The following is a 20,012-nucleotide window of genomic DNA, read 5'->3' on the forward strand; positions in this document are numbered from 1 at the left end:
GCGCTAGCAAACGCTGGTCGACAGGGCGTGCAATATCTTCCGGATGAGAAAAAATTTCTGCGATGAACCAACGCTGCGAGATTACCGAGGCTCTGTCGTCACCCTCGACTGCGCTGCGTGTGAGAGAGCGACCGATCTCGACCGGAAGGCCCTCGTCAGACAATATGGAGCGAGCCTGTCCTTCCGGCAGCTCCGGCGGCGGCTTGCCGTTGGCTGTTCGCGAATGAATGGCGTGGATGGCATCGACCGTTGTCAGGCCCGGTTTCCTTGCCTGGTGCGTACTACAGAGACGCCCGATGAGTGATCCCGCTGCAAATCTGTCAATCGAGCGCCCACGCAAGATCATCCACATCGACATGGACGCCTTTTATGCGTCCGTCGAGCAGCGCGACAACCCTGACCTTCGCGGTCGTCCCGTCGCAGTCGGTGGTTCCGAGGCGCGCGGCGTGGTGGCGGCGGCCAGCTACGAGGCCCGTAAGTTCGGCGTCCATTCTGCAATGCCTTCAGTGACGGCAAAGCGCAAATGCCCCGACCTGATTTTCGTGAAGCCGCGCTTTGACGTCTACAAGGCTGTATCAGCTCAGATCAGGGAAATCTTCGCCGAATACACCCCAATGATCGAACCGCTGTCGCTCGACGAAGCCTATCTTGATGTCACCGAGAACCTGAAGGGCATGGAGATCGCGACCGAGATCGCGCTTGAAATCCGGGCGAAGATCAAGGCGGCAACCAACCTCAACGCATCGGCGGGAATCTCCTACAACAAGTTCCTGGCCAAGATGGCGAGTGACCTCAACAAACCAAATGGCCAGGCGGTCATCACGCCGAAGAACGGACCAGCTTTTGTGGCGGCGCTGCCTGTCAAGAAGTTTCACGGCGTCGGCCCGGCGACTGCGGAGAAGATGCATCGTTTCGGTATCGAAACTGGAGCCGATCTAAGAGAGAGGGATCTCGAGTTTCTGGTTCGGCATTTCGGCAAGTCCGGGCCGTATTTTTACGGCATCGCACGTGGGATCGATGATCGTCAGGTAAAGCCAAACAGGGTCCGAAAATCTATCGGAGCGGAAGACACGTTCACTGTGGATATTCACACCTACGAGCCTGCCCTGGAAGGATTGAAGCCCCTGATTGCGAAGGTCTGGCACTACTGCGAGGCAAATCGGATTACCGGCAAGACCGTCACGCTCAAGGTTAAGTACGCCGACTTCATGCAGATCACCCGCGCAAGGACGATTGGCCATGGTTTCCGATCGAAAGAGGAAATCGAGGAATCCATTTGCGTGCTGCTGGGAGCCGTCTTTCCTATCAGGAAGGGAATACGGCTGCTCGGCGTGACAATCTCCTCGCTCGAGCATCTGGCCGACACGTGCGTTGAACAGCTGGCCCTGCGTCTATGATGGGCAGCGGCTTGACAATCAGTTTCGCTCCCGCATCGCTACCACGCGGTACGAGCCGTACCCAACGCGAACGAATTCATCGACTGTACGTGGGCGACGTGCGGTTTCACCGTCACAACGCAGTTCCCCGGGTAGCTAAGCTTATGCTGGGCAAGGTGTTTCAGCAATTCCACAACATTACGCTTCTCGGTAAGCGGAAACGAAAAAGTCATCCAAGTTCCTCCGTACGGCACGTTTCGGGCGCCATTTAGGACTTGGTTTCTTTCGCTCCGCAACATGAAATGTTTAATAATAAAATTAAAATCGATTAGTTCTTCCGCTCAACTTTTTAAAATCGATTTAAAATCGTCTAGCGCCTGGCTCGTCGTCCACACCACGGTCGCGGCGTCTGTGGGCACCTCGTTTCACTACAGACGAAGGGTACAGCGAGCCCCTCGCCCACCAAGATGTTGCTGACATTCCGTCCACCAGCATAGAGAACGGCGCAGGAGCGGCCGTAATTGCATCGATCCGTTCCTTCAGTCCCGGGCTCGCACGCGCAGGAAACCCTCGTAAGCTCGACCGGTCCGGCTGCGACGAGTTCCTTCAGGCGGTCCGTTGCACGGTCGCCGAGTTCCTTCTCAAACGTACAACGGGGGCTGAAGACCTCGGGCGCGTTATATCCAACGAGCCGTGTGCCGTTGCTCTCGCCTTCTACATGAATTGTATCGCCATCGGTGACCGAAAACGTCGACGAAACAAATTCGGTCCTGGTCGATGAGGACGGCGAACTCACCGCAGCAAACTCGCTGCCAGAAAAAAACTGAAGGCTTGCAATCAACGCGAGGACCACAATTGCCGTCAGAAATCGTCTGTCGTTCCAAGTCAGTCGATGCGAACGCCGCTTGGCAAACTTCGAGCGAGGGTACTTCGGCGAGCGAGGATGACGGGGCAACGTCTCCCGAAACTGAAATTGGGCCACGTTTGAGCGATCTGCAAGAATCTCGAAGACCTTTCTCCACTGCTTGTCAGTAAGAGTGAACCTGTCACCACTGCAGTCAATGCGCGTCAGAATATCGGTCAGGAATCTCCGCTGCCAGTCATTGAGATGACGGTCGCGTAGTGCGATCTCGATGTCTCTTTTGAGATTGGTTGCTGTTTCCATCGTTCACCAATGCCGATTGATGGAGTTTAGCCCGCAAACAGCTAAGGGATGCTTTCAGCGGCAGATCGACTTATAGTCAGTCACGTGTAAGCAGCGCGCGTCCAACCACAATGCGGACGCTGAACGAATTTGGCCCCTCTTGCTACGCAGGCTGGAAAGGCCCTGACGCCTCCCTCGAGTGGAGTTTCATCGCGCTCATCAAATCGGAAAGGAAAAAAGGGGCCACGCAAGAATACCGTGGCCCATAAGTTGTGAAGGTCGAAAACCTCCAGAGGGGAACAGCTGCTGCGCGGAACTGGGAGGAGAAGCCGCTATATGCATCAGCTGCCACCGTTATGATCATTTTTTGACCAATTGGAAAACATTTTTTGTGCAACGCTGCCATGCAAATGTGGATACTTGCAGCAAACCGCGCCGGTACCTCCGCGCTGTTCCTCCATTGGTCGTTCCGTTTCGCTGAGTTCAGCGCCTTAATGACCGGACACTTTGTCCGACACAACTTCGTTTCGACGCCTAGCCGCTTCGTGGTGCCTTGAAAGTCCGAGCCAAATGGCTGACCTTCGGTCCCCAGAAAAGGGAGGCGACTACGGCATGTGTAATCTCTACCGCATGGATGATCGCGACTGGGTCAACAAATGGGCGCAGGACGTTGAGAGCCTGATCAACCTGATGCCCGCCTATCAGATCAACCCGGATCAATGGGCACCCGTCATCCGAAACACCTCCGACGGTAGGAAACAGCTCGCGAACTGCCGATGGGGCCTGCCCTCTCCGATCTACTTGCAGAGGAAGGCAGCCGAAACCCGCGCTGAAAAGCTTCGTAAAAAGGGCCTTCCAGTGGACATGGACGAACTCCTACGGATGGAGCCGGACAGCGGCGTTACCAACATTCGTAACTTGACTTTACCCCATTGGAAGCGATGGTTCGGCGTTGAATGCCGATGTCTCGTGCCCGTGACGGCCTTTGCTGAGCCAGACCCGGCGAGCAAGGAAGAAGGCGGCAGGACTCCAAACGCGTGGTTTTCTGCAAGACCCGACAAGGCGGTCATGTTCTTCGCTGGCCTCTGGGTGAAGCAATGGAAGAGCGTCCGCAAGGTCAAGGATGGGCTGACGACTGATGATCTCTACGCAATTCTGACAACGGAGCCGAACGACATCGTCCGGAATGTGCACGAGAAGGCGATGCCGGTCCTTCTGCAGACTGCTGAGGAGATTGAAATCTGGATGCGTGCACACTGGGAGGAAGCCAGACACCTGGCTCGGCCGCTGCCAAACGACCGCATCGTGATCACGTCACGGGAGCCCTACGGGTCCACGATTGTAACCAAGGCCGGCGAGCCGCTTCCCGAACCGATGGTGCTTTAGAAGATCTCTGATCGCGGGAGACAGTGACCACTTCATAAAGTGTTGGAGCGCCTCTCATATGCAGGTGCTGCGCAAGGCAGATTCGGAAGTAGAACCAACGTCTAATTGTCCCGCGCCGAAAATGGAGCAGGAATACCAATCTGATCCGTGCGCTAGGGAACGGACACGCGGACATTGATCGCGATAAGTTGTCGTCGGCAACACAAGGCCGACGAGGATACTAACGCACTGGGAGGAGCAGATGAGTGCATCAGCATTTGCGCGGCATGCCAACTTAATCCAAGAGGCGATCGGCTCGAACGCTGCGGCCAGGTCCGCACTTGTCGCATCCTGGTGCAGATCGGCAGACCTTCACCGGCTCGACCCGACCGAGAGCAATCGACCGAAACGACTGACGGATTTGGAGTTGCGCTTTGCTCGCCAGAAAATCGAACCGCTGATCCGGGCTGCCTGCATTAGCCTTGATCGACTGTACCATGCGGTTGGGGGCATTGGCTGCTGTGTTCTTCTCGCCGACCGCGACGGCATCCCGGTTGAGCGGCGTGGCGCCGTCGCCGACGACGAGACATTCAGGGAATGGGGGCTTTGGACGGGAACTGTCTGGAGCGAAGAAAGCGAGGGGACAAACGGAATCGGCACGTGCTTGGTAGAGAAGCGCGCTGTGACCATCCACCGAGATCAACATTTTTACTCCCGCAATACGCTTCTGTCCTGCACGACCGCGCCGATTTTCGATCACGAGGGCAAGCTCGCCGCCGCGTTGGACGTGTCCTCTTGCCGCGCGGATTTGACGGAGGGCTTCGTCAATTTAATCACAATGGCCGTTCGCGACGCGGCGCGAAGGATCGAGGCGGAGAACTTCCGTATCGCCTTTCCTGAAGCACGCATTATTGTCGCTTCGACAAACGAAAAGATGCCAAACCCTCTTCTCGCCGTCGACAGCAATGATTTGGTGATCGGCGCGACCCGATCTGCGCGCATCGCATTCGGAATCACGTCGGAATCGCTGATGCGGTCCCTTCCAGCCGCTGATCTTCTGGGGGATGAACCTGGCTATGCCGGAAATTTGCGGCAGGCCGAGCGCACCGTCCTGGAGCGCACGCTCGCCAATACCGGCGGCAATGTAACGGCGGCGGCCGAAATCCTCGGGATTTCACGGGCCACGCTTTACCGAAAGCTCGGCAAATTTGGTCTGCGGGGCGCTCAATAGGAATTTTGCAGGCCACAGTGTCTCAACCTTGAGACACTGTGGCCTGCCGAACTGCCGCGCGCGGGCTGACATTCCGTCGAAAGCGAAAAACACTCCCACAAGGCGTCGCGCAGGGCGGCGCGTTTTGGGAGGAAAGCATGAACAAGGTCGAATTCCATCGCACGGCCAAGGTGCCGTTTGCCAAGAAGTACGACAATTTCATCGGCGGCAAGTGGACGCCCGCGAAATCAGGCAGGTACTTCGACAACACGTCTCCGGTCAACGGCCGGGTCCTTTGCGAGATCGCCCGTTCGGAAGCGGTGGATGTCGAGGCCGCTCTTGACGCGGCCCATGGCGCCAAAGACGCCTGGGGCAAAACCAGCGCGGCGGAGCGGGCACGGCTGCTCAACCGCATAGCCGATAAAATGGAAGAGAACCTCAACACACTGGCGCTCGCGGAAACCTGGGACAACGGCAAGCCGATCCGTGAGTCCACCGCGGCCGACATCCCGCTCGCCATCGATCATTTCCGCTACTTCGCCGGAGCCATCCGCGCACAGGAAGGTTCAATCGCCCAGATCGACGACGATACGGTCGCCTACCATTTCCACGAGCCCCTGGGGGTTGTCGGCCAGATCATTCCCTGGAACTTTCCGATCCTGATGGCCGTGTGGAAGCTGGCACCTGCACTGGCTGCTGGCAATTGCGTCGTGCTCAAACCTGCCGAACAGACGCCGGCATCGATCCATGTGCTGCTCGAGCTGATCAGCGACATCCTGCCGCCGGGTGTTCTCAACATCGTCAATGGATTTGGCCTCGAGGCAGGCAAGCCGCTCGCCTCGAACCCGAGGATCGCCAAGATTGCGTTTACCGGGGAGACGACCACCGGACGCTTGATCATGCAGTACGCCTCGCAGAACCTGATCCCCGTCACGCTGGAGCTCGGCGGGAAGAGCCCGAACATCTTCTTCTCGGATGTGGCAGACGAAGACGACGATTTCTTCGATAAGGCAATTGAAGGCTTCGTCATGTTCGCCCTTAATCAGGGCGAGGTCTGCACGTGCCCCAGCCGCGCCTTGGTTCACGAGAAGATTTATGACCGCTTCATGGAAAGGGCATTGAAAAGGGTCGAAGCGATTGTTCAAGGTGATCCGCTCGACCCTGCGACCATGATCGGAGCCCAGGCCTCCAGCGAGCAGTTGGAGAAAATTCTCGCCTACCTCGACATCGGAAAGAAGGAAGGCGCTGAGGTCTTGATCGGGGGTGAGCGCAACGAACTCGCCGGAGACCTTGCCGGCGGTTTCTACGTCAAACCGACTGTCTTCAGGGGCACGAACAAAATGCGCGTCTTTCAGGAGGAGATATTCGGGCCGGTGGTTTCCGTCGCAACGTTCAAGGACGATGCCGAGGCCCTTTCAATCGCAAACGACACCTTGTACGGCCTAGGTGCCGGCGTGTGGACCCGAGACGGCACGCGCGCCTATCGGTTTGGCCGAGCAATCCAGGCAGGCCGCGTCTGGACCAATTGCTATCATGCCTATCCCGCGCACGCCGCCTTCGGCGGCTACAAACAATCCGGCATCGGGCGCGAGACCCATAAGATGATGCTCGACCACTACCAGCAGACGAAGAACATGTTGGTGAGCTACAGCCCGAAAAAGCTTGGCTTCTTCTGATAACCTCCCAAGCGCATGCGGTGTGGCCATCTCGGCCACACCGCCCCATCCCCGGAGGTCACCATGCAGGACAAAGTCTATCTCGGAAGAGTAAGCGCGACGCCGGCGGCGATAACGCTTCTGGACGAAATCATCACCGACCATGGACCGGTCCTGTTTCACCAGTCAGGTGGCTGTTGCGACGGGTCTTCGCCGATGTGTTATCCCCGCGATGATTTCATGGTCGGCGATCGCGATGTCCTTCTCGGCACCATTGGTGACACGCCGGTCTACATCAGCGCATCCCAATACGAGGCCTGGAAGCACACTGAATTGACCATCGACGTCGTCCCGGGCCGGGGCGGGATGTTCTCCCTCGACAATGGCCGCGAGCAGCGCTTCCTGATCCGCTCCACAATTTGCGAGGTGTCATCCCAACCGCTTCCGTAGAGACCACGGGCTCCGAATTGCGATGCTTCAGCCGAGCCGGATCAAGGTATCACCGGACAAATGGCAGGTAGGCTTCCGCGGGGCGGCAGCAACACAGTGGTGTGCAAGGGCCTTGCGATCACACGTGCAGGTTTCGATTGAAGTCGTTCCTGAAGAAGGAGCTGGCCAATCGACGACGTCGATGTGGAACAATTGCCACACTGGCGCGCGAACACCGTCTGCTGCAGGAAGAATGGCGAGCGTTTGCTTTTCCTTTTTTAGCAATGTCCCATAGCCTGCATGTGCCCAGATGGGCGGAAACGTCGCCAATGCCTGTCGAAGGCAATAGCAGAGCATTGGCGGCGTTTCGTTCGGTTGGCATTCTGTTCGCATTGCTTCTGAGCGGTTTCGGCCGGCGCGGATCCTATTTTCGCAGCGTCGCCAGATAGTGCTCGAGTGCCTTGATCGCCTTGTCGCGGTCCGCGCCTTTCAGTGCCGAGCCGATATCCCACTGCAGGTCGCCCTCCCTGTTCGAAAACACATCCTTTTTCGCTTCTTGGGCGGTTCGAGCGCCGATCACACGGTAGGTCTTGATGGGATAGGCGAAGCCCTTGACGGTTAACGGAGGCAGTTCCTCGGCCTCGATTTCGTCCTTGACCAAAGCGTAGGTCTCGCCCGCCAGCAATATGCCGCCGAGGTCGGCATGGCTCTGCAGTCTCGAAGCGAGGTTCACCTCGCCGCCGATGATGGTATAGTCCATCCGATCCTCGCTGCCGAAATTGCCCACGGTGCAATAGCCTGTATTGATGCCGATGCGCAGATGGAACGGCAGGGCAAAGCCGGCTCCTGCCCATTCCCCGCGCAACTCCTGCATCCTGTTCTGCATGGCGATCGCCATTCTGACGCAGGCGACAGCGTCTTCCCTCGTGCCCCTGGTTTCGGGATCGCCGAAGAACACCAGGATTGCATCGCCGATGAACTTGTCGATTGTCGCGCCGTACGTGAGAGCCAGCTTCGCCATCTCGGTCAGATAGTGATTGAGCAGATCGGTCAGTTCTTCGGACTCGAGCTTGTCGGTCGTCGCCGTGAAGTCGGCGATGTCTGAGAAGAAGACGGTCAGCTTCTTTCGGGTGGACGAAATCTCGACGTTCTGCTTACCGGAGAAGATCGAGGCGAAGACCTGTGGCGAGAGATATTTCGACAGCTTGCTCGAGACCGCTTCCAGCGCCCGGTTCTGCTCGCCGATCCGTCTGCTCGCTTCCTCCGCTTCGCTCTTGGCAGCTTCCGTGGCCGTGTGCAGCCGCGCGTTTTCCAGCGCAATCGAGGCAAGTTGCCCGAAACGCTTGAGAAGCTCCACCTCTTCGGTGCCGAACTCGAGGGCCGAGGCGTCGTCGTAGGCGATGCCGAGGACACCGACCACCCTGTTGTCGGATTTGAGTGGCACGGCCATGATCGCCCTGATTGTCACATCGAGCTGGGCGGCGGCGGCCGCCCTCCCCGGCCACGTCTGGTATTCGTTGATCACAAGCGCCTCGCGCGTATGCCAGACCGTCCCCGCCACGCCTTCCTTGCTCTCCAGTTGCTGACCCGCGGCCTGTCCCGCATAGACACCGACGCCGACCATGCGCTGAAGCGTTTCTCCGGCTTCGTCGACAAGATAGACGTATCCATGTTGCGTGCCGAGCAGACCTGCGGCGCGCATCGTCAAATCCGACAGGAGTCCGGTCAGGTCCAATCTCGCAATCAGGCCGAGCGACGTATCGTGAAGGGCGCCCAGATATTCGCTCTGCCGGCGAAACTGCAATGCCAGCTGCTCCTGTTCCCTGCGGCGGTTCTCGAGGTCGCCGAGATTGGAGCCCAACTGCGCCGTCATGTCGTTGAACGTTGTCGCCAGCGTGCCGATCTCATCGCCCGATTCCACCTTCGCGCGCGCGGCAAGATCGCCTTGGCGAACCCGGTCGGCAACGCCCGTCAAGCGCTGGATCGGCCCGGCGATGCTTTCCCGGAAGATCAGCCCCAGGATCAGGCCGAGAATGGCGGCGGCCACACCACCTAGGAGGATAATGCGCTGGGCCTTCTGGAGCTGGTCGCGGCCGCCACCGAGATCCGCCTGCAGCCGTTGTTGCTCCTCATTGGCGATCTCGTCCAGAATTCCAAGCATGCCTTCGGCAAGGGGGACGGCCTGCGTGCGGAAGATATAGAGATCCTCACGTGCGTGTTCGCCTTCGACTGCTGTAAACATCTGCGCGGGAAACTGCAGGAAGACTGCCCGGGTCTTCGACAGCTTGTCGATCAATATTTTCTGGTTCGGCGTCAGGGCGACGGTTGCGTCGGTGATGCTCTTCCAAGCCGCATCGTTGATGGTGAGGTTAGCCTCGTATTCGTATTTGAAGCCGTCTCGCCTGGTGGTCACATAGCCCCGCAGCCCTGCGACCATCGCATAGAAGGAGCTCTGGAAGGACGCGAGGTCGGCCAGATAGGCCATGTTCTCGGGCGTCGCGTCTCGCTTCTGCTGCGCCAGGATCAGCGCCGTTGCCGTCCCGACAATCGTGGCGATCATCGGATTTGCATCCGTCACCAGCAGCTTGAGGGCGGGTTCGCGTCGAAGCTGGTCATTGCGTAACTCGAAGAGCTGATCCGTCAGCGGCTGCCAGGAGGCAAGCTTTTCGTGGAGCTCCCCCATCCGCTGTTCGACGTCTGCGGCCGGGTCGGGCCGCGGAGCTGTTCTCTCCTGGAGCAGACGTTCAAGCGACTGCATGTCCCCGAGAAATGCGGTTTTCGCCGAAGCGTAATCGTCGCGGTAGCTCTCCTCGCCGAGCGCAAGATAGCCGCGAACGGCGCTCAGCATCCGTAGCAAGTCGGCTTGCGCCCGCGCCGAGGCGACCGCGCTCGGGGCACTCAGGTTGGTCGTTCTGTTGATGCTTCTGACTGCATCGAGGCTGCCCAGATAGTTCAAGCCGACAACGAGCAGCGTCAGCGCCGCCAGAATGCCAAATCCGACCGTGAGCTTGCCGCCGATGTTCAGGTTTCTGAGAACCGGTGAAGCTGCGCGGACGAGCGCATACAGTGGGGCGACATAGAATGGGCGATTTCTTGCGACCACAGGCTCCTCGTGCTCCATGCCTTCAGCTTCGGCCCCTCATGGCTTGCGCCGCCAGTCCGCGATGTTCCATGTCTCGGAATCCCATGGCGTGGGATTGAATCCGACGATATCGTTGCGAAGGCCGGGGACGTTTGCCCACTCGACAATGGGAATGACCGCGGAGTGAGCAATCAGCAGGTCGTTCATCGCCACGAACAGGCCAATCCGCTTTTCCGGATCGATCTCCGTTTCCGATGCGTGGAACAGCGCATCGTACTTGTCGCTGCAATAGCGGGACTCGTTCAGCCCCGACCAGTTGTTGCTTTTCTGAGCGGCCTGCGCGCAGGTCCACTTGACCATATAGCTTCCCGGATCGGGGCTCTTGTTGCCAGTCGCGAATTCCTCAAGATCCGCGTAAAAATGCTGGCTGGTATTAAGGATATCCGGTGAAGGCGAGAAGAAGACACTCGAATCGATCTGCTTGTCCTCGACCCTGATGCCGATCGCCGCCAGATCGGCGCCGATGATCGCCTGGGTCTTCTGCCGGACCGGGTTGACCGAGGTCTGGAAAAGAAGGGTCAAGGGAACGCCGTTCCTGTCGCGGATGCCGTCGCCGTTCGTGTCGCGCCAGCCTGCCTCGTCCAAGAGCGCGCGAGCCTTGTCGGGATCGAATTCCCAGGTGGTGTTGGGAGAATTATAGAGAACGGGGGCGACCAGGAGGTTTGCCGTTGGCCGTCCAGTCCTCCCGTAAAGCGCGGCGATCTTGTTGCGGTCGACAGCTTTCGCCAAGGCGAGCCTCACCTTGGCATCGGCAAGGATCGGGTTGGGAAACTGCAGGCTCGCGCGCTCGCCATCCGATGTCTCACGGTTCGGGTCGGTGAAATTCAGCATGAGGCGCTCGACGTAGGAGCTAAAGTAGAGCGCCACCTTGCCTATCTGCTTCGCCTCAAGCTCCTGCAATTCGGCATCGCCGATCTGCAGGTTCCACGCGTAGTCGACGACGCCCGTGCCGAGCACGGCCTTGGCGGCCGTCTTCGCGTCGCCGCCACCCTGCAAGGTCACTTCGTCAAATCCCAAACGCGCCCGGTCCCGGTATTCAGGATTGGGCTCGTAGATGATCTTGACGGTGTTGACGACGTCGTCGCCGATCAGCAGGACGTCCTCCGTACGGAACTCCTTAAGGCGATACGGCCCGGTCCCGACGGGGGCCAGGTTGGGAGGTGCGTTAACCGCGGCCTTGTTGTTGTAGGGAGCAAATATATGCTCTGGCAGGATTGTTCCCTGTATACCGACGAAGGGGAGCGCCCAGGCGGGATCGACATCCTTGAACGTTACCTTGACGGTCAGGTCGTCGAGTGCTTCGACCTTGTCGACCGACTTGTAGGTTCCGATACTCGAGGAGCCCACATCCGGATTGGTGATGTAGGCATAGGTGAACACAACGTCCTTGGCGGTGAAGGGGACGCCGTCCGACCATTTGACGTTCGGCTTCAGCTTCCAGGTGACCGACCGCCCGTCGCCCGCGACCTGGCCGTTCGTCAAGGAGGGAATTTCCTCAGCTAGAAACGGAACCAGATGTCCCTCGGCGTCGAAACTCGCCAGCGGTTCATAGACAACGCGGCTGGCAGTCTGATCCTTCACGCCGGGGGCGAGATGCGGGTTGAGGATGCTGGGCGCCTGCCAGAAGAAGAGTCTCAGTGTGCGATCAGCCGAATGGGCAGGGTGTGAGACAACCGCAAACAGCAGGGCTATCACCAGAACGAAAAAGCGTTGCGCTCTACCCATGTTTGCACGTGCCTCCGTCATTTGTGATGCCAACCGGCGATGTTCCAGGTTTCGGAATCCCAAGGTGTCGGGTCGAAGCCTTCAAGGGAGTTGCTTATTCCGCTGACATCGGCCCAGTGAACCAGAGGAATTGCCGCGAAATCCGAAACGAGCAGATCGTCCATCTTCACGAAGATCTGCCGGCGCTTGGCCGGATCGACCTCGACGGCCGACGCCCGATAGAGCGTGTCATAATCCTTGTTGCAGTAGCGGGCCCAGTTTGACCCGGACCAGTTATTGGCCTTTTGCGCCGCTTCGCCGCAGGTCCAACCGATCATATAGCTGCCGGGATCGGGGCTCTTGTTGCCGTAGGCATATTCTTCCATGTCGGCGTAGAAATGCCGCCGGGAGTTGGTGCTGTCAGGCCCGGAGCCCAGAAAGATGCTGGAGTCGATCATCTTGTTTTCGACCTTGACCCCGATCGCCTCCAGGTCTGCCTTGACGATCTCCTGGGTCTGCTGGCGAACGGAATTGACGGTTGTCTGAAACAGGAAACGCAGCGGCACGCCGTTCTTGTCGCGCACGCCGTCGCCGTCGCTGTCTTTCCACCCTGCCGACTCGAGGATCGACTTGGCTTTGTCGGGATCGAACGCCCATTCGCTATTCGGCGAATTGAAGATTTCCGGGGCGACTAAAATGTTGCTGGTCGCACGGCCCGTGCGGCCATAGAGCGCCGCGATCTTCTGTCGGTCGATAGCAAGTGCGAGTGCAGCGCGTACATTGCTGTCGGACAATGTGGGATGCGGATATTGCAGGCTCGACCGTTCCCCGTCGGCGGTTTCTCGGTTGGGGTCGGTGAAGTTCAGCATGATGCGCTCGACATAGGAGCCCCAGGAGACCGTCGCCTTGCCGACACCGTCCGTTTCGAGCTCCTTTAGCACGACATCGTCGACCTGGAGGTTCCAGGCATAGTCGACCACGCCTTCCTTCAGCACCGCCTTGGCCGCGACCGAAGCGTCGCCGCCGCCCTGGAGCGTCACCGCATCGAAGGTCAGCTCATCCGCGTTGCGATAATACGGATTGCGCTCGAAGATGGCCTTCACCGTGTTGACGACATCCTCACCTATGACAAGCACATCCTCAGTCTGAAACGCCTTCAGCCGGTACGGGCCTGTGCCTATGGGGGCCAGATTCACCGGTGCCGTGACCGCATCCTTGTTGTTGTAGGGGGCAAACACATGCTCGGGCAGGATCATACCCTGCACGCCGACAAACGGCAGCGCCCACGCCGGATTGACGTCCTTGAACGTGATCCGCACGGTGTCGTCGTCGACCGCATCGACCTTGTCGATTGCCTTGTAAGAGCCGACACTCGCCGAGCCGACATCCGGGTTTGTGATATAGTTGTAGGTGAACAGCACATCCTTGGCCGTGAAGGGCTGGCCGTCGGACCATTTGATACCGTGCTTGAGCTTCCAGACGACGGAACGACCGTCGGCGCTCACGCCGCCATTCTCGAGCGTCGGAATGTCCGCAGCAAGGAAGGGAACGAGATGTCCCTCGCGGTCGAAGCTGGCAAGAGGCTCATAGACGATCCGGCTGGCTGTCTGGTCCTTGATGCCCGGAGCCAAGTGAGGATTGAGCGTGCTTGGAGCCTGCCATAACAGCAATTTCAACGTCTTGTCGGCCGACATGGCGTGTTGTGGGACAATCAAGATCGACAGGAAGAGAATAGTCGGCAGAACGAAGCGCGCTGTCTCCAGGAACGCTCCGCGTTGCAACCGGCACCGAGCTTCTCTCCGCATCGCACTCCCCCACGATGGTATTGCCCGACGGCGGCAGGACCCGCTGCGCGTCAGTATCCTAGAAGTCCATCAAATTCCTTCCATGCGTCTCGGCAGACGCCATGTTGATCTCATCATGAACAGTTGGCAATACCCAGGGTGGTAGAGCGAGAAAGCCTAAAGCTTGTCGAAATTAGACGCTTTTCGACATTGCTCGACGAACAGGATTGCCAGGCTGACAGAGGCTTCGCCTTATCCTAACTGAGGCAGGCAAAGACTTCTGCGAAACGCGCGGCCCCGGGAGCAGTGTCTGCAACGGGCCTGAGAGCGGTCAATGCGTGACGTGAGTTCCGGCGTTCCAACCGCCATGCCCAGGTCGCGCCAGACACCACGTCGCCAATACCGCGCATTTTAGCAATCCGACATACGAACAGATAAACCCTAGCGTGTTAAACTCTGGAAGAATTTAGGAGTGAGACATGAAGTTTCCAATGGTGGTAGCTTTGAGTTCGGCAGCGGCATTCCTGGGAACCGGCGGCTACGCCGTGTTGCCCAAATTTGTGACCGCTCCGATCCAGCGTTCGTTTGCTGCACCGACGCAGCCGATGATCATCGACAACGGAGTGATCGTGCAACGAGGCACGGCCTGCAACATCAAGGGCAACGTCAGCATCGAATCTGGCGACCGCATCTATCACGTGCCGGGCCAGCACTATTACGAGGCCACAAAGATATCGCCGCAATATGGCGAGCGCTGGTTCTGTTCCGAGCAAGAAGCGCGTGAAGCTGGTTGGCGAAAGGCCGGATACTAATCCCGCTGAGTGAAAAACCGTTCGTTGCTACTTGGAAATTGACCTCGACCCCCGCGTCTTCGCGCCAATGGTGCGTTTCTCTCACTCGCAAGCGGAGCCATCGATCCTATAGAAATGAACGTCAGCGCTGTCACTGTTAAACCATCGTTCCAGTCGTGACGGCTTTGCGCCACGTGTAGACCATGTTGATCTGGAAGCACGTTGCTGGCATAGAAGCCGATACGGGAATGGTGTCTCCCTATAACCGCGCTGTTGCTGATGACGCCTGCTGATCAACGCCCCATTCGGGCGAGCAGGAGGCGTGCGTGGGATATTTCATCGTGTTTATCGGATCAGGGCTCGGCGGCATGCTTCGCTACTCAGTGGGCATGCTTTCAATTCGTGTCTTCGGGACGAATTTTCCGTACGGAACGCTCGGCATAAATGTTCTGGGCTCTGCCCTCATGGGCATTGTCGTAGGTGTTTTCACAACGACCAACCTAACGTCGCAGGACACCAAGTTGTTTTTGACCACAGGAGTCATTGGTGGCTTCACCACGTTCTCGACATTCTCACTTGATGCAGCTGTGCTGTGGGAGCGCGGCCAGCATTTGGCTGCTGCAGCGTATGTCGTCGCAAGTGTCATCGTATCGCTTATGGCTCTGATCCTGACCATGATGGTCATCCGGCGACATCTATGAAGGTCGGCTTTGGGGCCGTCAGCCGCTTCTGGAGCCTGGAAAACGAAAGCGGTCAAGCATCCGTCGTGTGTTGGCGCGTGGAGCTGGCCCTAAGCGGACGTTGGAAGTGAACGGCAGATTTGCGTCGGACACCGCTGAGAAGCGTCAGATAGAGGACCGATATCTAGAACAGCGTTTCCCCCATTGAAAGCTTCCTGAGAGCGACGGCGATGTTGGCAACCAGCCGCTCCTTGGCGGGTCCATGATCCGGATATCGGGTCAAGTTGTCGCCGTTGTGCATGAAGACGTAGCCTCCACGGCCGGTCTCGGTCGGATACTGCCAGATCCAATCCGCCGGTTTCGGGTCGTTTTCAGTACCGACATCGGTGAGCCAGATCGCACCGGGCGGCGGATCGGTCCATCCGCGCGCATACTGCCCGAAAATGCCCGCCCAGCCGTCGAAGTCTTCTCCGAGGTCGGCGAATATGCCGAACCGGTCCTCGCGCACGCGAACCTTGATGTTCGCGAAGGGACGCGACGGTACGGCGTGGAACGGCGCCATGAAGGGTAGCCACGGCTGACACGGCTCCGCGCATATGATGAGGTTTCCGCCCCGCGCCAGGAAGGCGAGGAGATCATCGGCCCGGCTTTTCAGGAAGAATTCGTCATGGCTGCTCGGAATGTAGAGCGTATCCGTCTTCTCAAGCAGGTCGAGTCCGAGTTGATACTGTGGGGCGAACCGGGGCTCGAAACCGGCAATCCCAAGGCTTTCCGCGATCCATTCCGGATGCCACTCGGAGGGAACATGCGAGCATTGCAGATAGGTGAAGCGGTTTCTGGCCGAACGCTCGATGCCGAGCTCGCGGTTGAGCCAAGGATAGAAGGAGCGCAGGAAGCGCGTGGTCGCCGGCATGAAGCGCTGGCCATTGTGCGAATGGGGGTCCAGAGTCGCGAGCAGCAGCCGCCCGCCGCCCGGCAGCGACGGAAAGTCGAGAAACAGGCTGCCGCGCCCGTCGTCGATCTCCATGATGGAACGCGCACCTTCCGGAACGTTGTAGGAGCCGCCCCAATGCCAACTCATATGCGACAGCGGCAAGCTTTCGGTAATCGGATGACGTGGCACCGACAGCTTGACCTCGAGCTTTTCGCCCTTTGTCCACCACAGCCAGTCGCGACAGTTGCCGGGCGTCCATGTCAAGCCGGGAATATCGAGCCAGTCGGCATGACCCTGAAGGCAGACGACCAAAAAACCGCCACCCTGCAGGTAGGCATTCAATTGCCAGGCATGCGGAAGCGGCGCGGCCGAGTCCATCGCATCCGGCATGATTACTGCCGCGTAGGAGGAGAGGTTCACCTTCGGTAGATCGTGGATGTAAATGCAGTCGTCGATGTAGTGACGGAAATCCTGAAAGCTTCTGAGCTGCCAGCTATTGCCCCAGTGAATATAGGCAATCCGTTTCGGGGGTTCGATCACTTCAGACATCGAAACGAACTCCGTCATGGCGGAACACCGGCGCGTAGGTATGCTTGGCGAGCCCGCCGAAATCCGCGCGCGCGATGGGCAGGTCATAGAGTACCGTCAGGTTTGCGGCGGTGAGCGCTTCTTCGGTCTGCCCGCAGACATATTTACTGCCGCTCGTCATCAACAGCACGTCGCTGGCGATCTCCACGGCGTGCTGCGGCATATGGGTGGAAAAGACAATTGTCATCCCGTGCGTGTCCCGAAGGTGTTCAAGCAGGCCGAGGACCTTGTCCTGGTTCTTGTAGTCGAGCGCCGCGCAGGGTTCGTCGAGCACCAGCAGATCGCATTCCGAGGTTAGTGCCTGGGCGATCATGACCAACTGCCTCTGGCCACCGCTCAAAGAATTGAATGCCCGCGACTCGAAATCTTCGATCCCAAGCATCTGGAAGTAATGCCTGACGATCTCGTAGTCCCGTTTGCCCGGCGCGCCGAACAGGCCGAGATGACGCGCCCTTCCCATCAGGGCGATGTCGAGCGCGGAATAGGCGAACGGCACGTCGAAGAGTTGCGGCACGAAGCCCACCTGCCCACCGATCGAAAGTCGCCCGGATTTGGGCTTCAGAACGCCGATCAGCGTGTTGATGAGGGTAGTCTTGCCGACACCGTTGGCACCGAGCACCGACAGTATCCGCCCGCGCTCCAGGCTCAGACTGTAGTCCCTCAGGATGATCCGGCCGCCACGTTCGACGGTGAGATTGCGTGCTTCAATCACTGGACCAGCCCCCCTTAGCATGCAGTTGGCGCAGGATTACCGCGAAAACGGGAACGCCGATTAGCGCGGTGATGATGCCGAGCGGAATCTCAGCCGTGGTCATGGTGCGGGCGAGGTTGTCGACCATCAGCAGGTAGATCGCGCCGAGAACGCCTGCGACAGGTAGCAGCCGCTGGTGGTCGGCGCCGACGAGCACGCGAGCGACGTGCGGAATGACGAGCCCGACCCAGCCGATGATACCGGAGGTCGCGACCACGCCCGCCGAAATCAGCGCCGAGGCGATGAGGATGATCCACTGCACCAGCACGACCTTCGTGCCGAGCGCCCGTGCCTTTTCCTCGCCAAGTGAAAGGATGTTGATCTGGAAACGCAGGAGATAGATGGCAACGGAGGACGGTACCACGGCAGCGGCGACCAGCAAAACATCCAGATAGTTGGTGGAGGCGATGCTTCCCATTAGCCAGTAGGTAATGGCAGGCAGCTTCTGAAAGGGATCGGCCAGCAGTTTTGCAATGGAAATCGCCGCCGAAAAGAAAGCCGATATCACCACGCCCGCCAGGACCAGCGTCAGCATGCTGGTCCGCCCCCGCACCGTCGATAAGAGCTTGACGAGGAAAACGCCGCCGATGCCGAAGAGGAATGCCATCGTCAGCAGGAAGTATCCCTGCAATCCGAAGAGAATTGCCAGCGTTCCGCCGAAACCCGCGCCAGACGTCACACCGATGATGCCTGGATCGACCAGTGGATTGCGGAACAGGCCTTGCAGCGCCGCGCCCGAAACCGACAAGCCGAAACCGACAATCACCGCCGCCAGGATACGCGGCAAGCGCACCTGCTCGACGACGACCTCCTGCACCGGATCCCAATAGGGAATGGTCAACGGGTGGACGTTGTCCATCAGGATATAGGTGACGTCAGTGACGGAAAGATCGTAACGCCCAATCGTCACGGAATAGAGAACCGCAAGAATGAGAAGGCAGATCATGACGGGAAGGACGGAAATCGAAGCCAGTTTCCGCCCCGCCCAGCCGGATGCGCTGCCGGCCGCCAACGCCTTAACCGAAGATCTCGACATATTTCGTCGCCGGAGCGTTGCTTTCGGATTCGAGAATCGCCTTCACCTGGTCGGCGGACAAGTCGGCGCCGTAGATCAGCTTATAGGTGTCGGCGATCTGCTTCTTGAATTCGGGCGCGAAATCGATGCCATGGGCAATCGCAGCGAGCCATTCCGACGTCAGGAAGATTTCGGGCGCATCGGGCGTGCGAGCGAATACGGGTTGCTTATAGACCCGCTTTTCCTTGACCGCCTTCAGGCTGGCCAACACCGGGTTGTCGAAGAAATCCTTGGGGTTGAGGTCGCTGGCATAGGCCGGAATCACGATGATGTCGGGGTTCCAGACGAGCAGTTGTTCGAAATCGACGGTACGCCACCATTCGCCCGTATTGTCCGCCGCCGGGTTGGTTACGCCGCTGAGCGAAAGGTCTTGCGAACCGTTGGCGATGACCTGGATCTGGTCGGCCACCTTGTCGATATGAAGTACACTGGGAAGCTTGGACTTGTCGAGCTTGCCTACCTTGCCGTCGAGTGCCTTCAACGTATCCGCCTGCGTCTTCAGGATCGCCTGGGCGCGGTCGTTACGGCCGGTCATGTAGCCGGTTAGCGTGATGTAGTCGAGGCGGTCTTGCTCCGTGCAGCACTGCCAGCCCACCACGGTGAGACCGACGCGCTCCAGTGGCTCGATAATCTTTTCGTCGTGGGTCCACTGGATTACCGCGTCCGGCTTCTGCGCGAGGATCGCCTCGACATTGGGTACGAATCCGTCCTGCGCCGCGCTGGAATTGATCTTCGCCATTTCCGGCAGCATCTCGGCGTAGATGCCCTTCGTGAAATAGCGGTCCAGCGAATCCTTGTTCATCCCGGCGATGTTGCCTGCCTTTTCGTCGACGGCGCGATAGATTATCGGCGCGGACCGGACGATGGCGACAACGCGCTCCGGTGGCTTTTCAAACGTAATCGTTTTCCCTCGGTGATCGGTAAACGAGCTTTCGGCATGCAGCGTCGCCGGTGCAAAAAGTGCCAAGGACATGGTGAATGCGGATAACGTACGAAGGCGGCTGGACATGATCGTCTCCTGGAATCAAACCCAATTTGTTGCACAATTGATGAGTGTCGTAGTCAAGTTTAGTCTGCATGTCTACTGCGCGCGGGGTTCGAAAATAGTTCCTCCATCCAGCCGAAGGTCTGGAGACGCTCGTTTTCAACCAATGGCTATCCAGGTGGGGAGCTTCGGCTGGCGGATAGTGACACGCCGATCGCATTGGCGCGGCGGAGCAGCGTTGTCAGCGTTGGCCCCGCATGGCGGGAGTCGCTCATGCGAAAGCATTCCTCGAGTCTGGTGGGCGCGTGATTTGACGCGAAGTGGACGTTCGGTCGCCCTCGGCCGAACGCACGCGCCGACGCTTCCCTTCGGAAGTTCGAAATCTCTGGTTTCAGTCCC

The 20,012-nt window shown here is 58.8% G+C and carries 15 protein-coding genes and 1 riboswitch; of the genes, 7 read left to right on the plus strand and 8 right to left on the minus strand.

The features are described from left to right. The first annotated feature begins 296 nt into the window (after positions 1-296). A complete protein-coding gene (dinB, locus tag AS026_RS33820; protein WP_062375027.1) occupies positions 297-1,397 on the plus strand; it encodes a DNA polymerase IV in 1,101 nt (366 codons plus the stop codon). A gap of 349 nt (positions 1,398-1,746) precedes the next feature. Here the strand turns inward: dinB and AS026_RS33825 are convergent, their stop codons facing one another. After that, the gene (locus AS026_RS33825) at positions 1,747-2,541 is read right to left on the minus strand and encodes a thermonuclease family protein (RefSeq protein WP_062375029.1); all 795 of its coding nucleotides are present in this window, start codon (positions 2,539-2,541) and stop codon (positions 1,747-1,749) included. Between the two features lie 591 nt (positions 2,542-3,132). Here AS026_RS33825 and AS026_RS33830 point away from each other — a divergent pair. From AS026_RS33830 to AS026_RS33845, 4 genes are all read left to right on the plus strand, one after another. After that, positions 3,133-3,906 (plus strand): SOS response-associated peptidase, encoded by a 774-nt coding sequence (locus tag AS026_RS33830; RefSeq protein WP_062375032.1) that lies wholly within the window; start codon positions 3,133-3,135, stop codon positions 3,904-3,906. A gap of 241 nt (positions 3,907-4,147) precedes the next feature. Continuing rightward, complete coding sequence (locus tag AS026_RS33835) at positions 4,148-5,116, plus strand: helix-turn-helix domain-containing protein (protein ID WP_062375034.1); 969 nt, start codon at positions 4,148-4,150, stop codon at positions 5,114-5,116. 137 nt (positions 5,117-5,253) lie between these two features. Continuing rightward, positions 5,254-6,771: an aldehyde dehydrogenase gene (gene adh / locus AS026_RS33840; RefSeq protein WP_062375036.1), complete on the plus strand. Its 1,518-nt coding sequence runs from the start codon at positions 5,254-5,256 to the stop codon at positions 6,769-6,771. A 63-nt stretch (positions 6,772-6,834) separates the two neighbouring features. Continuing rightward, positions 6,835-7,200 (plus strand): DUF779 domain-containing protein, encoded by a 366-nt coding sequence (locus tag AS026_RS33845; RefSeq protein WP_062375039.1) that lies wholly within the window; start codon positions 6,835-6,837, stop codon positions 7,198-7,200. A 403-nt stretch (positions 7,201-7,603) separates the two neighbouring features. Here AS026_RS33845 and AS026_RS33850 read toward each other — a convergent pair whose 3' ends face one another. Genes AS026_RS33850 through AS026_RS33860 form a run of 3 tightly spaced genes read right to left on the minus strand, consistent with a single transcriptional unit; the run spans position 7,604 to position 13,830 of the window. After that, positions 7,604-10,300 carry an adenylate/guanylate cyclase domain-containing protein gene (locus tag AS026_RS33850; RefSeq protein ID WP_062375041.1) on the minus strand — a complete coding sequence of 899 codons (2,697 nt, stop codon included), beginning with the start codon at positions 10,298-10,300 and terminating at the stop codon, positions 7,604-7,606. An 18-nt stretch (positions 10,301-10,318) separates the two neighbouring features. Further along, positions 10,319-12,046 (minus strand): peptide ABC transporter substrate-binding protein, encoded by a 1,728-nt coding sequence (locus AS026_RS33855; RefSeq protein WP_245307712.1) that lies wholly within the window; start codon positions 12,044-12,046, stop codon positions 10,319-10,321. A 17-nt stretch (positions 12,047-12,063) separates the two neighbouring features. After that, entirely contained in the window at positions 12,064-13,830 is a 1,767-nt protein-coding gene (locus AS026_RS33860) for a peptide ABC transporter substrate-binding protein (protein ID WP_245307714.1), read from the minus strand. Positions 13,831-14,288: 458 nt separating this feature from the next. On the opposite strand from AS026_RS33860, the gene AS026_RS33865 reads away from it, so the two are divergent. Together AS026_RS33865 and crcB are read left to right on the plus strand one after the other, a co-directional pair. Continuing rightward, on the plus strand, positions 14,289-14,621 hold the full coding sequence (locus tag AS026_RS33865) for a sunset domain-containing protein (protein ID WP_062375049.1): 333 nt from the start codon (positions 14,289-14,291) through the stop codon (positions 14,619-14,621). Positions 14,622-14,835: 214 nt separating this feature from the next. Further along, positions 14,836-14,896, plus strand: a riboswitch (Fluoride riboswitch). 30 nt (positions 14,897-14,926) lie between these two features. Continuing rightward, positions 14,927-15,301, plus strand: coding sequence for a fluoride efflux transporter CrcB (gene crcB / locus AS026_RS33870; RefSeq protein ID WP_082728656.1), 375 nt, complete (start codon positions 14,927-14,929; stop codon positions 15,299-15,301). A 163-nt stretch (positions 15,302-15,464) separates the two neighbouring features. Here the strand turns inward: crcB and AS026_RS33875 are convergent, their stop codons facing one another. Genes AS026_RS33875 through AS026_RS33890 form a run of 4 tightly spaced genes read right to left on the minus strand, consistent with a single transcriptional unit; the run spans position 15,465 to position 19,637 of the window. Then, positions 15,465-16,763 carry a hypothetical protein gene (locus AS026_RS33875; RefSeq protein ID WP_062375051.1) on the minus strand — a complete coding sequence of 433 codons (1,299 nt, stop codon included), beginning with the start codon at positions 16,761-16,763 and terminating at the stop codon, positions 15,465-15,467. Next, positions 16,756-17,514, minus strand: coding sequence for an ABC transporter ATP-binding protein (locus tag AS026_RS33880; protein WP_062375053.1), 759 nt, complete (start codon positions 17,512-17,514; stop codon positions 16,756-16,758). The genes AS026_RS33875 and AS026_RS33880 overlap by 8 nt, the downstream gene beginning before the upstream one ends. Continuing rightward, on the minus strand, positions 17,507-18,589 hold the full coding sequence (locus AS026_RS33885) for a FecCD family ABC transporter permease (RefSeq protein WP_082728657.1): 1,083 nt from the start codon (positions 18,587-18,589) through the stop codon (positions 17,507-17,509). Before AS026_RS33885 ends, AS026_RS33880 begins: the two co-directional genes overlap by 8 nt. Continuing rightward, complete coding sequence (locus AS026_RS33890; RefSeq protein WP_062375056.1) at positions 18,570-19,637, minus strand: ABC transporter substrate-binding protein; 1,068 nt, start codon at positions 19,635-19,637, stop codon at positions 18,570-18,572. The genes AS026_RS33885 and AS026_RS33890 overlap by 20 nt, the downstream gene beginning before the upstream one ends. Positions 19,638-20,012 lie beyond the last annotated feature (375 nt).

It is taken from the genome of Rhizobium altiplani, from assembly GCF_001542405.1.
GTDB lineage: Bacteria > Pseudomonadota > Alphaproteobacteria > Rhizobiales > Rhizobiaceae > Rhizobium > Rhizobium altiplani.

Coding starts and splice junctions, on each gene's coding strand:
- AS026_RS33825 (WP_062375029.1), bottom strand. CDS start 2,541: ATGGAAACAGCAACCAATCTCAAAAGAGACATCGAGATCGCACTACGC.
- AS026_RS33830 (WP_062375032.1), top strand. CDS start 3,133: ATGTGTAATCTCTACCGCATGGATGATCGCGACTGGGTCAACAAATGG.
- AS026_RS33835 (WP_062375034.1), top strand. CDS start 4,148: ATGAGTGCATCAGCATTTGCGCGGCATGCCAACTTAATCCAAGAGGCG.
- AS026_RS33885 (WP_082728657.1), bottom strand. CDS start 18,589: ATGTCGAGATCTTCGGTTAAGGCGTTGGCGGCCGGCAGCGCATCCGGC.
- AS026_RS33860 (WP_245307714.1), bottom strand. CDS start 13,830: ATGCGGAGAGAAGCTCGGTGCCGGTTGCAACGCGGAGCGTTCCTGGAG.
- AS026_RS33845 (WP_062375039.1), top strand. CDS start 6,835: ATGCAGGACAAAGTCTATCTCGGAAGAGTAAGCGCGACGCCGGCGGCG.
- dinB (WP_062375027.1), top strand. CDS start 297: ATGAGTGATCCCGCTGCAAATCTGTCAATCGAGCGCCCACGCAAGATC.
- adh (WP_062375036.1), top strand. CDS start 5,254: ATGAACAAGGTCGAATTCCATCGCACGGCCAAGGTGCCGTTTGCCAAG.
- AS026_RS33875 (WP_062375051.1), bottom strand. CDS start 16,763: ATGTCTGAAGTGATCGAACCCCCGAAACGGATTGCCTATATTCACTGG.
- AS026_RS33890 (WP_062375056.1), bottom strand. CDS start 19,637: ATGTCCAGCCGCCTTCGTACGTTATCCGCATTCACCATGTCCTTGGCA.
- AS026_RS33855 (WP_245307712.1), bottom strand. CDS start 12,046: ATGGGTAGAGCGCAACGCTTTTTCGTTCTGGTGATAGCCCTGCTGTTT.
- AS026_RS33850 (WP_062375041.1), bottom strand. CDS start 10,300: ATGGAGCACGAGGAGCCTGTGGTCGCAAGAAATCGCCCATTCTATGTC.
- AS026_RS33865 (WP_062375049.1), top strand. CDS start 14,289: ATGAAGTTTCCAATGGTGGTAGCTTTGAGTTCGGCAGCGGCATTCCTG.